The organism is Polymorphobacter multimanifer, assembly GCF_014205635.1.
GTDB lineage: Bacteria > Pseudomonadota > Alphaproteobacteria > Sphingomonadales > Sphingomonadaceae > Sandarakinorhabdus > Sandarakinorhabdus multimanifer.
Map to the genome: position 1 here is coordinate 47098 of NZ_JACIIV010000016.1, position 15148 is coordinate 62245.

General features: G+C 66.3%; 11 protein-coding genes. 6 read left to right on the top strand and 5 right to left on the bottom strand.

Translation table 11 applies throughout. The features are described from left to right. Nucleotides 1-143: 143 nt before the first annotated feature. Nucleotides 144-1868, bottom strand: a complete 1725-nt coding sequence (locus FHS79_RS11765; RefSeq protein WP_184200081.1) for a class I adenylate-forming enzyme family protein — start codon at nt 1866-1868, stop codon at nt 144-146. A 114-nt stretch (nt 1869-1982) separates the two neighbouring features. Between FHS79_RS11765 and FHS79_RS11770 the strand changes: the two genes are divergently transcribed. Both FHS79_RS11770 and FHS79_RS11775 read left to right on the top strand, forming a co-directional pair. Further along, the gene (locus FHS79_RS11770; protein ID WP_184200084.1) at nt 1983-3431 is read left to right on the top strand and encodes a coniferyl aldehyde dehydrogenase; all 1449 of its coding nucleotides are present in this window, start codon (nt 1983-1985) and stop codon (nt 3429-3431) included. After that, complete coding sequence (locus tag FHS79_RS11775; protein ID WP_184200087.1) at nt 3428-3892, top strand: YybH family protein; 465 nt, start codon at nt 3428-3430, stop codon at nt 3890-3892. Before FHS79_RS11770 ends, FHS79_RS11775 begins: the two co-directional genes overlap by 4 nt. A gap of 190 nt (nt 3893-4082) precedes the next feature. Here the strand turns inward: FHS79_RS11775 and FHS79_RS11780 are convergent, their stop codons facing one another. Beyond that, the gene (locus tag FHS79_RS11780; RefSeq protein ID WP_207792328.1) at nt 4083-4466 is read right to left on the bottom strand and encodes a PaaI family thioesterase; all 384 of its coding nucleotides are present in this window, start codon (nt 4464-4466) and stop codon (nt 4083-4085) included. 153 nt (nt 4467-4619) lie between these two features. On the opposite strand from FHS79_RS11780, the gene FHS79_RS11785 reads away from it, so the two are divergent. Next, nucleotides 4620-5231 carry a TetR/AcrR family transcriptional regulator gene (locus tag FHS79_RS11785; protein ID WP_184200093.1) on the top strand — a complete coding sequence of 204 codons (612 nt, stop codon included), beginning with the start codon at nt 4620-4622 and terminating at the stop codon, nt 5229-5231. 98 nt (nt 5232-5329) lie between these two features. Here the strand turns inward: FHS79_RS11785 and FHS79_RS11790 are convergent, their stop codons facing one another. Continuing rightward, nucleotides 5330-7564 carry a transferrin receptor-like dimerization domain-containing protein gene (locus FHS79_RS11790; RefSeq protein ID WP_207792329.1) on the bottom strand — a complete coding sequence of 745 codons (2235 nt, stop codon included), beginning with the start codon at nt 7562-7564 and terminating at the stop codon, nt 5330-5332. Nucleotides 7565-7671: 107 nt separating this feature from the next. On the opposite strand from FHS79_RS11790, the gene hisN reads away from it, so the two are divergent. Continuing rightward, a complete protein-coding gene (hisN, locus tag FHS79_RS11795) occupies nt 7672-8454 on the top strand; it encodes a histidinol-phosphatase (protein ID WP_184200096.1) in 783 nt (260 codons plus the stop codon). Between the two features lie 18 nt (nt 8455-8472). On the opposite strand, the gene FHS79_RS11800 is transcribed toward hisN, so the two are convergent. Continuing rightward, nucleotides 8473-10518, bottom strand: coding sequence for a prolyl oligopeptidase family serine peptidase (locus FHS79_RS11800; RefSeq protein ID WP_243452846.1), 2046 nt, complete (start codon nt 10516-10518; stop codon nt 8473-8475). Nucleotides 10519-10744: 226 nt separating this feature from the next. On the opposite strand from FHS79_RS11800, the gene ahcY reads away from it, so the two are divergent. Then, entirely contained in the window at nt 10745-12154 is a 1410-nt protein-coding gene (gene ahcY / locus FHS79_RS11805; RefSeq protein ID WP_184200099.1) for an adenosylhomocysteinase, read from the top strand. Between the two features lie 288 nt (nt 12155-12442). Continuing rightward, nucleotides 12443-14275: a TonB-dependent receptor domain-containing protein gene (locus tag FHS79_RS11810; protein WP_341534452.1), complete on the top strand. Its 1833-nt coding sequence runs from the start codon at nt 12443-12445 to the stop codon at nt 14273-14275. Nucleotides 14276-14358: 83 nt separating this feature from the next. Here the strand turns inward: FHS79_RS11810 and FHS79_RS11815 are convergent, their stop codons facing one another. Beyond that, a complete protein-coding gene (locus FHS79_RS11815) occupies nt 14359-15033 on the bottom strand; it encodes a type 1 glutamine amidotransferase domain-containing protein (RefSeq protein WP_184200102.1) in 675 nt (224 codons plus the stop codon). Between the last annotated feature and the right edge of the window lie 115 nt (nt 15034-15148).

Here is a 15148-nt window from a genome sequence, read left to right on the forward strand (position 1 = left end):
ACCAGATAAGCAGCACCACCGGCAACGGCACTCCGATCATCCACAACAAACAGCCCTTGCCCATGGTCACATCCTCGAATGATTGAGCATGTCAACTTGTGCACAAGCATCTGGTTCCCGAAGCGAAGCCGCGGGCTCCCCCCTCACGCCTCCAGCAGCGCCTTCAGGTCGCGCTTCAGGATCTTGCCATTGGCATTGCGCGGCAGCGGCTCGGCCTGCAGCATCACCGCCACCGGCACCTTGAACGCCGCCAGCCGGGCGGCAACATGCGCCTGCAACTCCAGCGCGCTCGCATCTGCCCCCGGTGCCAGCGTCACGAACGCCACCGGCTCCTCGCCCAGCGTCCGGTGCGGGCGGCCGACAAGCGCTGCGTCCATCACTGCCGGATGCTCGTAGAGCGCGCTCTCCACCTCGACGCAGTAGATGTTCTCGCCGCCGCGGATCAGCATGTCCTTGGCGCGGTCGAGAATGAAGCAGAAGCCCTCCTCGTCGAGCCGCGCCAGATCGCCGGTGCGCACCCAGCCATCGACGAACGTCTCGGCATTCGCCTCGGGCCGGTTCCAATAGCCCTTCACCACATTCGGCCCATAGCCGAACAGCTCGCCGACCGCGCCCGGCGGCAGCACACGCCCGTCCGGATCGCGCACCTGCAGCTCGCACACCGGCACCGCCGGCCCGCAGCTGTCGGGGCGATGCTCGTAATCCTCGCCGACATGGCTGGTGAAGGTGGCGCTCGTCTCGGTCATCCCCCAGCCATTGCCCGGCATCGCCTTGGGAAACACCGCCTTGATCTGCCGCACCAGCTCGGGTGCGGAAGGCGCGCCGCCATAGCTCACCGTCTCGAGGCTGGAGAGATCGAAACGATGCCGATCGGGATGCTCGATGATCTGCCAGGCGATCGTCGGCACCCCGCCGCATCCCGTCACCCGCTCGGCCTCGATCAGCCGCATCGCCTCCAGCGGCTCCCACTTCCGCATCAGCACCAGCTTGGCGCCGGCGAAGAGCGAAGGGGAGAGCACCGCATGGCAGCCGGTCGCATGAAAGAACGGCACCGAGAGCAGCGTCGCCTTCTGCGGCCCAGCAGGGTCGGGCACCGGCGGCATCTCGCCCCGCCGCAGATAGGCGCGCGCCCCCGAGCACGCACTCGCCATGATGTTGGACACGATGTTGCGGTGCGTGCCGAGCGCCCCCTTGGGCTTGCCGGTGGTGCCGCTGGTGTAGAACAAGGTCGCCTCGTCCTCGGGCTGCAGCATGATCTCGCCGAGCGACCGGTCAGGCAGCGCCGCCCAGCCATGCGGCGTCCCGATCACGTCTTCCAGCGCAGACACCCGCGGATCGGCCGTCTCCTGCCCATCGCCCCGCGCCACCAGCACTGCCTCGATCCCCGGCAGCGACCCGAGATGCTCCGAAAGCCGCGACAGCCGCTCGCCATCGATCACCACGAAGCGCGTGCCGGAATCGCCCAGCGCAAACTCCAGCTCCGCTCCCGTCCACCAGGCGTTGAGCGGTGTCACGATCGCGCCGCAAAGCGCTGCCGCAAAGAACGCCACCGGCCATTCGGGCAGGTTGCGCATGATCACTGCCACCCGGTCCCCCTTGGCGAGCCCCAACCCCTTGAAATGCTCCGCCAGCTGCAGCGTCGCGCGGGCAAACGCCTCGAAGCTCACCCGCTCGTCCTCGTTGACGAGAAAGATCTTGTCCCCATGCCCGCGCCCGGCGGCAAACACATGCGCCAATGATGGCGGTGCATGCTTCCACGCCTTCACCGGCCGCCCCTCGATCATCACCGTCTCGATCTCGAGCATCTGCCCGGGGGCGGTGAGTGCCGCGTGTGCCTGTGCGATCGACATTGCGGGCCATGCGGCCATGAAATTTCCCCTCAAGGCATGTTATGCTTGCGCAGCACGATGCGCGGCAGTCGGCACCCTTGCAAGCACTGCCCACATCGCTCACGTTCATATTGTCATTTCAGGGAGGGCCACATGGCCACCGCCATCAAGATCAACGATCCCGAGACCGCGATGCTCACGCTGCTCGCCCGCCAGCGCGCCGCCTTCGAGGCCGAGCGCCCGGTCAAGGCCGATGCCCGCCGCAGCCGGCTCGAGCGCGCCCTCGACCTGCTGCTCACGCATAAAGATGCGCTCGTCGACGCGATGAGCGAGGATTTCGGCCACCGCAGCCGCGAAATGTCGCTGGTCACCGACCTCATGGCCTCGGTCAAGCCGCTCAAGCACGCCCTCAAATATGTCGAAGTCTGGATGGCGCCCGAAAAGCGCAACCTCGATTTCCCGCTCGGTCTGCTCGGCGCCAAGGCGCGGATCGACTATTGCCCCAAGGGTGTCGTCGGCATCATCAGTCCCTGGAATTTCCCGGTCAACCTCACGTTCGCACCGCTGGCCGGCGTGCTCGCGGCCGGCAACCGCGCGCTCATCAAGCCCTCCGAATTCACCCCCGTCACCTCCGAGCTGATGGCGAAGCTCATCGCCGATTATTTCGATCCGTCCGAAGTCGCCGTCGTCACCGGTGATGCCACCGTCGGCCGCATCTTCTCCGGCCTGCCGTTCGATCATCTCCTCTTCACCGGTTCCACCCCCGTCGGCCGCCACATCATGGCCGCCGCCGCAAAGAACCTCGTCCCCGTCACCCTCGAGCTCGGCGGCAAGTCCCCCACCATCATCAGCCGCACCGCCGATGTCGCATCCGCCGCGGAACGCATCACCATGGGCAAGCTGATGAACGCCGGGCAGATCTGCCTCGCCCCCGATTATCTGCTCGTTCCCCATGAAATGCAGGGCCTCGTCATCGGCGCGCTCAAGGCCGCCACGGGCAAGCTCTATCCCACGATGCTCGCCAACCCCGATTACACCAGCGTCCTCGGCGATCGCCACCGTGCGCGGCTTGAGGCGCATGTCGAGGATGCCCGCGCCAAGGGCGCCACCGTCCACATCGTCAACCCGGCCAACGAAGACTTCGCCAGCCAGAACGGCAACAAGATGCCCCTCCACATCATCGAGAACGCCACCGACGAGATGACCGTGATGCAGGAGGAAATCTTCGGCCCCCTGCTGCCGGTGCAGGCCTATGACAAGATCCACGACGCCATCGCCACCGTCAATCGCCGCGATCGCCCCCTCGGCCTCTACTGGTTCGGCACCAACATGGACGAAGCCCAGCTGGTGCTCGACCGCACCCTCTCGGGCGGCGTGACGATCAACGACGTCATCTTCCACATCTCCGCCGAAGACCTGCCCTTCGGCGGCGTCGGCCCCTCGGGCATGGGCCGCTACCACGGCCATGATGGCTTCAAGGAGTTCAGCCACGCCCGCAGCGTCTATTCGCAGCCGAAACTCGATCTCGCCGGCCTCGCCGGCTTCAAGCCCCCCTATGGCGCCAAGACCGCCAAGGCGCTCGCCCGCGAACTGAAGAAATGAAGCCGCTCCTGCTCGCCCTGCTGCTGGTCGCCACCCCGGCACTTGCCGGCCCCAAGGAGGATGCCGTCCGCGCCGCCGGCCGCGAATGGGTCAGCGCCTTCAAGGCCGGCAACCTCGAAGCCCTCATGGCCCTCTACGCCGAAAATCCCGAAGTCGCCCTCCACGACCAGCCCAAACTCACCGGCCGGGACGCCGTGCGCGGCTATTTCGCCAACCGCCTCCGCACCCCGCCTGACGCCGATTTCCTGCTCCTCGAAGAAAGCCTCGAAGTCCGCGGCAACACCGCCCTCTCGATGAACAAATACTGGTTCACGCTTCGCACCCAGGGCCGCGAATACAAGGACGCCGGCCGCTCCCTCATCGTCTACACCCGCGACCGCAAAGGCCGCTGGCTCATCCGCCACGACATCGACCAGACCACCCCCGACGTGAAGTTCCCCGCCCCGCCCGAGGCGAAGTAAAGGGGCCTCCGGCGGGCAGGGGACTTGTCCCCTGCACCCCATTTTGGGAGGCATGAAGCCCAAAATTCACCGTCGCCCCGGGCTCGACCCGGGGCCCAAGGACCGTCCAGGCCGCCATCCCCGCGCGCAGCGCAATCAAATGCCTGCACCGAGCCCAGCCCTTGCAAAATGCGATAGTGTCGCTTGCAATCTATTGGCCGCTTTCTGCTCGGGCGCCGAATGGTGCAACAAGCTGCTGCGCGGAGGCTTCGGCAATCAGCGTGCCGTCATCTCTGCGGAAATCAGCGCGAACCGTAAGCAACCGCTGTGTCGTCGCCACGACCCGAGCTTCGATCCACAATGGGTGTGCCCGGCCGACCCTTATGAAATTGACGTGCAGATTGATGGTCCGAAAAGCCGCATCGGGCGGCACCATGGTCATTGCGGCAAACGCGAGTGCCTGGTCAGCCAGCGCAGCTATATAGCCGCCAAACAGCGAACCGTCGGAATTCAGCAGCTCAGGCGCTGGCGCCCAGTCCTTCTTGATCCAGCCCTCACCCCATTCCCGAAGGGTGCCAAGGCGCAGCGTCTCCACAACCGGCGGGGTAACCGCCGTGCCGGCAACAAGTGCGTCCAACCGCTCCTTGGCCCAAGTCATCACAATCTCCCCAACCTCGACTTCGACAACGCTATGAGCAAAGCTCCGCTTTTCTTACTCCAGTTCCAAAAGGGGCAAGGATAGGCAAGTATGACTGAACAAGTTGTTGCTATCCAGAGGGTTAGGCCGCGCCAGCAGCGCTCGCTGGCAACCGTGGATGTGATTCTCGAGGCGGCAGCTCAGATTCTGGAGATCGCGGGTGAGCCCGGTTTCAACACCAACGCCATTGCTGAACGCGCCGGCGTTGGGGTGGGCTCAATCTACCGTTATTTTCCGGACAAACATGCGATCCTGGTGGAGATGGGCAGACGAGAGATGGCGCTCGTAGGCGCTCAACTCAGAAACGATCCAGCACCCAAACCAGGCAGCGTCGCTCCCGACCGACAAGCGATCCGAACCTTTCTACGCGCTTTCGGCGAGCGAACACGCGCGCGGCGGGTGGTGGTATTGGCGTTGTTGCGTCAGCTCTCAGCAGCGGAGTTGCAGATGGCCTTTGCCCAGGCTGAAGCGGGTATGGCAAGTCGCAGCGCCGCTCCGCTTGATCGGATACAGCTCTTTGTGCTTAGCCGCGCCCTGCTCGGCGCGATGCGCGCTGCCGTGTTGGAGGACGCAGAGTTCCTGTTGTCGCAGCAGTTCGAGGATGAGCTTGTCCTGCTTGGGCGGGCTTACGCTGGTGCCGCGAGGGGCAAGCACGCTGACTAGGGCGACAGATATCCGCCATCCGGACAGCTTTGCAAACGCCCCAAACCCGCAACGCAAGGGGTCTGGGGGCGCCGCCCCCAGCCGCCGGAGGCCCCTTCCTACCCCATCACCCCCCGCGCCGCATCGATCCGCGCCGCAAAGCGCAGGATCGCTTCCGCCGTCTTCCCCGCATAAGCATTGGCATCGGCAAAGCGTCGTTCCTCGATCGCCTCGCGCACGCCGGGCAGGGTCTTGGCGCCATAGCCGGTGAAGCGGCCCGGGGCGTAGAGCGAATGCCGGTACCAAGGCCGGAACGGCAGCCCCTCGGGGATCAGCAGCGCCTGGTCGATCCCCATCAGCGCCTTGTTGAGCCGGTCGCGCGCAGTGGCATCGAGGCTGCCCCCCTTGGCGGCGAACGCCGCATCATAGGCGCGCGCGCTGGCTTCCAAAGTCGCCACCGCATTCTCCAGCGCCGCCAGCTCGATCTGCGGGGTCTTCTCCACCTCGGGCAGCTCCGCCACCGGCACCTTGGGGTCGCTCGCCAGCTTGTAGATGCCGGCAGCGGTCAGGCCCGCGCGCTTCTCGTCCTGCCGCTGGCGGTTGCTCACAAGTGCCCGCACCTCGGCCAGATAGCCCTTCACCGTCGCGGCGAGGTCGGTGAAGCGCACCGGCACAACCTCGGCCTCGGCGATCCGCAGCACCATCCGCCCCATCGTCTGCGAAAGCGTCGCGCCATACACCAGCCCCGGATCGTCGAAGCGCACGAAATGGTCATAGCTGTCGTAGATCGAATGGTAGCTGCCCGAGCTCTCGTTCTCGCCGCCATAGCTGATGTTGAGCGACGGGATGCCGAGATGCTGCAGGAACGCCGAATAGTCCGATCCCGAGCCCAGCGGCCCGATCGGCAGGTCGCCCCCGGCCTCGGCCGCCACCAGCGCTGCATCGCTCAATCGCCCGCGCCCGTCATAGGCATCGGCACGCACTTTCGCGCGAAGGCGAGCACCTGCACTCACCCCCGTCTGCGGATCCTTCACATCGTTCGCCACCGCGTTGACGAGCTTCTGATACTGGTGGCTGCCCTGTGCCGAGAAGAACCCGCGGCCGTTCGAATCGGAGTTGAGATACACCACCGCCTTCTTCCGCAGCTCGTCGCCATGGTGCTCGGCCCATTCGGTCGACCCCAGCAGCAGCGGCTCCTCGGCATCCCAGGCGGTGTAGACGATCGTCCGCGAAGGCTGCCACCCGGCCTTGGCCATCGCCCCCAGCGCCTTGCCCTCGCTCATCATCGCCACCATTCCCGAAAGCGGATCGGACGCGCCGAACACCCAGCCATCGAAATGGTTGCCGCGCACCACCCACTCATCGGGCCGGTCCTTGCCCACCAGCTTGGCGATCACATTGTTCGCCGGCTTCAGGGACCATTCGCTCTGCACCTTCAGCCGCAGCTGCACCTTGCCCGCCCCGCCGGTGTGGTAGGACAGCGGCAGCTGGCCCTTGAACTGCGCCGGCGCAATCGGCCCGCCGATCACAGCAAAAATCTTCATCGCATCGCCATAGGAGATCGGCAGCGTCGGGATCTTCATGAGCGCCGGCGCCGTCGCGCGGTCGAGCCGCTTGGCGCCCTTCACTGCACCATAGCCGGGTGTGAGCGGATCACCCGGATACAGCGTCATGTCCGCCACCGAGCCGCGCTGCACACCCGTCGAGGGCCGCCCGCCGCCGTTGGGATAGACCTCGGCATCGCCATAGCCATCCTGTGCCGGGTCCGAATAGATGAGCGAGCCGATCGCCCCCTGCTCCTGCGCCAGCTTGGGCTTCAACCCGCGCCAGCCGCCGCCATAGCGCGCCAGCGCGATCTTGCCCTTCACGCTGATTCCCATCCGCGCCAGCGCCTCATAATCCTCGGGCAGACCGTAATTCACATAGACGACATCGGCGGTCACATCGCCGTCCGCGCCAAACGCCACATAAGGCGGCAGCGCGCCCTCAAGCCGGTTCGACGTCTCGTCCTCGGGGATGCCCGGCTCCTGCCCCCCCAGCACGGGGCCACCAACTATCTCCAGCCGCGTCTCCAGCGGTGTCGGGTAGAGCACATCGAAGGTCTCGATCTCGGCCTGCCACCCCCAGGCACGGAACTGGTCGCGGATGAAGCGCGCATTCTCCAGATTGTGCGGGCTCCCGACATGGTTGGGCGCCGATGCCATCTGCTTGAGCCACGCCATCTGGTCGGCCGACTTCACACTGGCATCGAACCGGGCTTCAAGCGCTGCAATCTCCGCCGGCGTCGCTGCCCAGGCGCCCATGCTGCTGCTGCCGCTCATCAGCGCCGCAATCGCCAAAGTCATCATCCGCATCGAAAAGTCCCCTCCAGAATTGCCGCATCTTCCCGCAAAACCCTGCGCACGCAACCACCTAATGCAGGGGGCTTTGTCACGCCACGCGGCTGGGCTACACCGCTGCCATGCCAGTCTCCCAACAAGATATCGCCCTCATCCAGCATCTCGCCGATGCCGCTGGCGCCGTCATCCGCCCGCACTTCCGCCGCCAGATCGCCGTCGAAACCAAGAGCGACGCCTCCCCCGTCACCCAGGCCGACGAGGCCGCCGAAACCGCCATCCGTCAGCTGCTGGCCGAGCATCGCCCGAACGACGGCGTCATCGGCGAGGAGCATGCCAGCACCAACGCCAGCGCGGCGCGGCTCTGGGTGATCGACCCCATCGACGGCACCCGCGCCTTCATCAGCGGCCGCCCGCTGTTCGGCACGCTGATAGCACTTCTGGAGGACGGCGTGCCGGTGCTCGGCATCATCGACCAATGCATCATCGGCGATCGCTGGCTCGGCGTGGCGGGCGAGCCGACCCTCTTCAACGGCGAGCCAACCCGAACCCGCGCCTGCGCCAGCCTCGCCGAGGCGCGCATCGGCACCACCAGCCCGCACGCCTTCGAGCTGGCCGACCTCACCGCCTTCGCCCGCGTCCAGCAGGTCGCCCTCGATGTCCTCTACGGGGGAGATTGCCACAATTACGGCCTCGTCGCCTCGGGCCATCTCGATGCCGTGGTCGAAGCCAGCCTCAAGCTCCACGACTGGGCCGCCCTCGTCCCCATCATCGAGGGTGCCGGCGGCGCCATCACCGATTGGGAAGGCCACCCCCTCACCCAGACCAGCAACGGCCAGGTCATCGCCACCGGCGACAAGACCCTCGTCGCCCAGATCGCAGCCCAACTAAAGGGGTCTGGGGCCTAAGGCCCCAGCCGCCGGAGGCTACTTCCTCGTCAGGCCCGTCCAATACCCCGCAAACGCCCAAAGGTCCGCCGCCTCGGCGATGATCTTGTCGGTCGGCTTGCCGCTGCCATGCCCGGCGCGGGTTTCGATGCGGATCAGCTGCGGTTTCGGCCCCAGCTTCGCTGCCTGGATCGCGGCGGCATATTTGAAGCTGTGCCCCGGCACCACCCGGTCATCGGTATCGGCGGTGGTCACCAGAATGGCGGGGTAGGGGGTGCCGGCCTTGATGTTGTGGTAGGGCGAATAGGTCCGCAGCACCTTGAAGTCGGCGGCCTTGGCGGGGTCGCCATAATCGTCGATCCAGTAGCGCCCGGCGGTGAACTTGTCGAAGCGCAGCATGTCCATCACGCCGACCGCGGGCAGCGCCGCAGCAAACAGGTCGGGCCGCTGGTTGACGACCGCGCCCACGAGCAGCCCGCCGTTCGAGCCACCCTGGATGGCAAGCTGCGCGGGCGACGTCAGCCCCGCCTTCACCAGCGCTTCGCCGGCGCCGATGAAGTCGTCGAACACATTCTGCTTGTTCGCGAGCCGCCCGGCATCGTGCCAGGCCGCGCCATATTCGCCGCCGCCGCGCAGGTTGGCCTGTACGAAGATGCCGCCCATCGCCATCCACGCCAGCCGCGACGCCGAATAGCCCGGCGGCAACGAGATGTTGAAGCCGCCATAGCCATAGAGCAGGGCAGGGTGCGTCTTCGCGGGGTCGAGGTCCTTGCGGTGGCTCACGAACATCGGCACCCGCGTCCCGTCCTTCGAGGTGAAGAACATCTGCCGCACGACATAATCGGCGGCGTCGAACGCCACCTTGGGTTGGCGCAGCACGCTGGCGGCGTTCGATCGCGCATCATAGCGCCAGATCGTCGCCGGCGTGGCGAAGGACGAGAAGCTGAAATGCGTGACGCCGTCAGCACTCTCTTCGAAGCCCGTCACCGAGCCGATCCCCGGCAGCGGCACTTCGCCCACCAGCGCGCCGGTGGCTTCGTGCAGCCGCACCTTCGAGCGCGCATCGGCAAGCGTCTCGATCACGAAGCGGTTGCCCAACTTGGCAGCCCCCACGATCGTGTCGGGCCCTTCGGCCACCAGCTCCGTCATCGCCCCGGTGCGGGCATTCATAGCGACGAGCCGGTAGCGCGGCGCTTGCTTGTTGGTGGTCAGGAACAGCGTGTCGCCCTCGCTCCCTGCCAACCCCCAGCTATGCTCCAGCCCCTTGATCAGCGTGCGCGGCGCTTCGCCCGAGGCGAGATCGGCCACCGTCACCTGAAACCGCTCGTCGGTGCCTTCGGACGAGGTGATCACCAGCCAGCGGCCATCCTCGCTCACTTCAGCCGAGTTGTTCCACTTGGGGTTTTCAGGCGTCGCAAACACCAGCCGGTCGGCCGATTGCGGCGTGCCGAGCGCGTGGAAGTAAACCTGCTGGTTGAGGTTCTCCGACTGAAATTCCTGTCCCTTCGCCGGGGCGGCAAAGCGCGAGTAGAAAAAGCCCTTGCCATCCTTCGTCCAGGCCAGGCCTGAGAACTTCACCCACTCGATCCGGTCGGCAAGGTCCGCCCCCGTCGCCACATCGCGCACCTTCACCGTCCGCCAGTCGCTGCCGCCATCCTGCACCGCATAGAGCAGGTGCTTGCCATCCGGCGACGGCTCCCATTCCGCCAGTGCGGTCGCGCCATCGGCCGCCCAGGGGTTGGGATCGATCAGAACCTTGTCGCCCGCATAAAGCACCGCCTGGTTCTGCAGCCCCGAATTGCGCGTGTAGAATTGCACGCCCCCACGCACCCGCGGCACGCCGAACCGCTCATAATCCCACAGCGCCTTCAGCCGCGCGGCAATCGCGTCGCGCTCGGGCAGGGTGGCGAGATAGGCACCCGTCACCTTGTTCTGCGCCGCCACCCATTCCGCCACCGCCGGCGAGGTGCGCACATCATCCTCGAGCCAGCGATACGGGTCGGCAATCCGCTCGCCGTGCAGCGTCTCGGCCACCGGGCCGGTCGCCGTCACCGGATAGGTCTGCGCCGTTGCCGCCACACTCATGCCCGAGCCCATCAAAGCCACCCCTGCTGCCAGCAATCCACGCAAAGTCGTTCCCTCCAGCGCCTGAAATTCCGCAACGTCCGCGGCGCACACGCCACGCCGATCATTGCCCCGATTTCCCCCGCCAGCACAAGCACCCGCCCAAATCCGGGATATAAAGAAAGTTGCATATCAACCCCGCGGAGCGTATCAGCGCGCCATTCCCCACGATTCCGGAGCGCTACCCATGGCCACCCAAGCCAGCGAAACCCTCAACGATTATGCCATCGCCGATATCGGCCTCGCCGGCTTCGGCCGCCGCGAAATCGCCATCGCCGAAACCGAAATGCCCGGCCTCATGGCACTCCGCGAAGAGTTCGGCACATCCAAGCCCTTGAAGGGTGCGCGCATCGTCGGCTCGCTGCACATGACGATCCAGACCGCGGTGCTCATCGAAACGCTTGCAGAGCTTGGTGCCGACCTGCGTTGGGCCACCTGCAACATCTACTCCACCCAGGATCACGCCGCCGCCGCCATCGCCGAGCGCGGCATCCCGGTCTATGCCATCAAGGGCGAGAGCCTCGCCGATTATTGGGATTATGTCGGCCGCATCTTCGATTGGGGTGACCAGACCGCCAACATCATCCTCGACGATGGCGGCGATGCTACCATGTTCGCGCTCTGGGGCGCCAAGCTCGAAGCCGGCCTGCCGATGGGCGAGCCCGAGAATGAGGAAGAAGTCGAGTTCCAGCGCGCCCTCAAGGCGTTCATCAAGGCGCGCCCCGGCTATCTCACCGAAACCGTCAGGAACCTGAAGGGCGTCTCCGAAGAGACGACCACCGGCGTCCACCGCCTCTACGACATCGCGAAAAAGGGCGAGCTGCCCTTCCCCGCAATCAACGTCAACGACAGCGTCACCAAGTCGAAGTTCGACAATCTGTACGGGTGCAAGGAATCGCTCGTCGATGCCATCCGCCGCGCCACCGATGTCATGCTCGCCGGCAAGGTCGCCTGCGTCGCCGGCTTCGGCGATGTCGGCAAGGGCAGCGCCCAGTCGCTCCGCAACGGCGGCGCCCGTGTGATGGTGACGGAAATCGATCCCATCTGCGCGCTCCAGGCCGCGATGGAAGGCTTCGAGGTCGTCACCATGGAAGACGCCGTCAAGCGTGCCGACATCTTCTGCACCGCCACCGGCAACGCCGATGTCATCACCGCCGAGCACATGAAGAACATGCGCCCCAACGCCATCGTCTGCAACATCGGCCACTTCGACAGCGAGATCCAGATCTCTGCACTCAGCAACTACAAGTGGACCGAAGTGAAGCCCGGCACCGACATCGTCGAGTTCCCTGATGGCAACCAGATCATCGTCCTCGCCAAGGGCCGCCTCGTCAACCTCGGCTGCGCCACCGGCCACCCGTCGTTCGTCATGTCCGCCAGCTTCACCAACCAGGTGCTGGCGCAGATCGAGCTCTTCACCAAGGGCGAGCAGTATGACAACCAGGTCTATGTGCTTCCCAAGCACCTCGACGAAAAGGTCGCCATGCTCCACCTCGAAAAGCTCGGCGTGAAGCTCACCACCCTCACCGACAAGCAGGCCGGCTATATCGGCGTGCCCACCAGCGGCCCGTTCAAGCCGGACACCTACCGCTACTGATCTCATCAGATTATAATATACACTTTACGCGAATCATTCTCATGGGCATGAGGGAGCGATGATGGCTCTCCGCTCCCTGCTGCTGCTCGGTCTCGTCGTCCCGGCAGCAGCCGGGGCGCAGGCTGTTCCGGTCCCTCAACCCCCGCTTCCGCAAGCCCAGCTTCCCGAAGCCCAGCTCCCGAAGCCCAGCCCCCCATCGCCGCGCCCGGCGCCATCACGCCGGACGATTCCCCGCCGCCCCCTGAAACCGCGGTCGCCGCCACCGGCAGCCGCGCCGGGGAAAACGCCGTGCGCTCCGCCGGCGATGCCTTCGGCACCAGCATCGGCCGCGAGACCATCGGCGTCTACAGCCAGGGCAGCGTTCGCGGCTTCTCCCCCGTCGCCGCCGGCAACATCCGCATCGATGGCCTGTATTTCGATCCGGTCAACGTGCCGACCAGCCGGCTCCTGCGCACCTCCACCATCCGTGTCGGCCTGTCGGCGCTCGGCAGCCCGTTTGCCGCCCCCACCGGCGTCGTCGATTTCGGCTTCCGCCGCCCCGGGGACACTGCCGCCGCCAGCCTGCTGGTCAGCTTCAACAGCTGGACCAACGCCACCGCCGAAATCGACGCCGTGCTGCCGGCCTCCGATCGCCTCAGCTTCGGCCTCGGCGCGTCGGCGGAACGCGACATCAGCTACAACAAGACGCAGGAATACCGCGTCGAAGGCGCCCTGATCGCGCGCTGGCGTCCGGCGGAAGGTCTCGAATTCGTGCCCTTCATCAACGTCATCCGCAACATCGTCGATGATACCGGGCCCATCTACCAGCCCGCCGCCGACGCCCTGCCGCCGCGCCTTCCCGAACGTGTGTTCATCGGGCCGGACTGGGCCGAGGTGAAGGGCACCGACATCACCGCCGGCCTGCTCGCCGATTGGGACCTGTCGCCGGATTGGCAGCTTCGCGCCGGCCTGTTGCGCTCATCGGTCGATTCCGAGCTGTCGGTCGCCAACATCCTGCGCGATGTCACCCCCGATGGCACCGGCAGTCACCGCGTGGTGGTCGATCCCGCCCTCGTCTCGATCAAGACCAGCGGCGAAGTGCGCCTCACCCGCAATTTCACCGACGGCGCGCGCCGCCATCTCGTCCATGCCATCGTCCGCGCCCGCGCCAACGACCGCCGCTTCGGCGGCACCGATGTCGTCGAGCTCGGCCGCGTGCGGCTCGGCGAGCGCAACCGCACCCCCCGCCCGGATTTCGATTTCTCGGCCCAGCAGGATGATCGCGTCCGCCAGCTCACCCTCGGCCTCGGCTATGAAGGCCGCTGGGATGATGTCGGCGAGCTGTCCGCCGGCCTCCAGGCCACCGACTACAGCAAGCGCGTGGGTTTGCCCGATGGCACCCTCGTCGAAACCGACGCCCGGCTGCTGCTCTACAATGTCACTCTCGCCGCCCAGCTCGCCCCGGGCCTCGTCTTCTATGCCGGCGCCGTCACCGGGCTGGAGGAAAGCGGCATCGCCCCGGCCAACGCCCTCAACCGCAACGAGGCGCTGCCCGCCATCAAAACCCGGCAATTCGATGCCGGCCTCCGCTATGCCGTCACCCCTGACATCACCCTGGTCGCCGGTGCCTTCGATATCGCAAAACCCTATTTCAATCTCGGCCCCGGCGGCCGTTTCGATGTGCTCGGCGATGTCATCAATCGCGGCGTCGAAGCCTCGGTCGCCGGCCCGATCACCGACACGCTCAGCGTCGTCGCCGGCGGCGTCCTGCTCTGGCCTCGCGTCACCGGCCTCGCCGTCGATCTCGGCACCGTCGGCCCCCGCCCGGTCGGCGCCATCAGCCACCGCATCGAGGTGAGCGGCGATTGGCGGCCAACGTTCGCCCCCGGCATGTCGCTCGACATGCGCCTCTCCTACCGCAGCGCCGAAACCGCCACGGTCAGCAACCTCACCGCCATCCCCGCCCGCGCCGTGATCGATCTCGGCGGCCGCTACGCCTTCCGCCTCGCCGACAAGGCCGCCGTCCTGCGCCTGCAGGTCGCCAACCTCCTCGACACGGAAAGCCTCGAACTCCGCGGCGCCGGCGCCTACTCGCAATTCCCGCGAAGGCTGATCCAGGGCTATGTCACGGTGGATTTCTGAGGGACGCGTCAACAGGAACGCGTCAACGAGCATAGCCGGCCGACATCCGCGGCCCGAGGCAGGTCATCCAGCGCCAACCGTCCTCAAAGCAACCCCAGCACCCGCTCCGCTGCCTCTGCCGAAGACGCCGGGTTCTGCCCCGTCACCAGCTTGCCATCCACCACCACGAACGACTCCCAATCCGCACCCTTGCGATAGTCGCCGCCCTTGGCCACCAGCATGTCCTCCAGCAAAAAGGGCACCACATCGGTCAGCCCCACCCCCTCTTCCTCGCTGTTGGTGAAGCCCGTCACCGTCCGCCCCGCCACCAGCGGCGCGCCATCGGGCCGCAGCGCATCCTTGAACACGCCCGGCGCATGGCACACCGCGCCCACCGGCCGGTCGCTCACCGCAAAGGCCTCGATCAGCGCCCGGCTGTCGGCATCCTCGGCGAGATCCCACAATGGCCCGTGTCCGCCTGGATAAAACACCGCGTCGAATCCATCGGCGGAAACCTCCGAAAGCACCACCGTGCCCGCCAGTGCCGCCTGCGCCTCGGCATCGCCCTTGAAGCGCGCCGTCGCCTCGGTGTGCGCATCGGCTTCGTCGCTCTTCGGGTCGAGCGGCGGCTGACCGCCCTTGGGGGAGGCAATCACGATCTCCGCCCCGGCATCCTTGAACACATAATAGGGCGCTGCAAACTCCTCCAGCCAGAAGCCGGTCTTCTTCCCCGTGTCGCCCAGCCGGTCGTGCGATGTCAGGACCATCAGGATCTTCATGGGCAAGCCTCATTTGCTGGGGGGCCGCAGTCGCACGGCATCCCACCCGCAACCCCCGCTCCGGCTTTTGGTTCCGTCAGACAGGTCTTGACCCCGCCCCCGCGCCGAGGCTCAA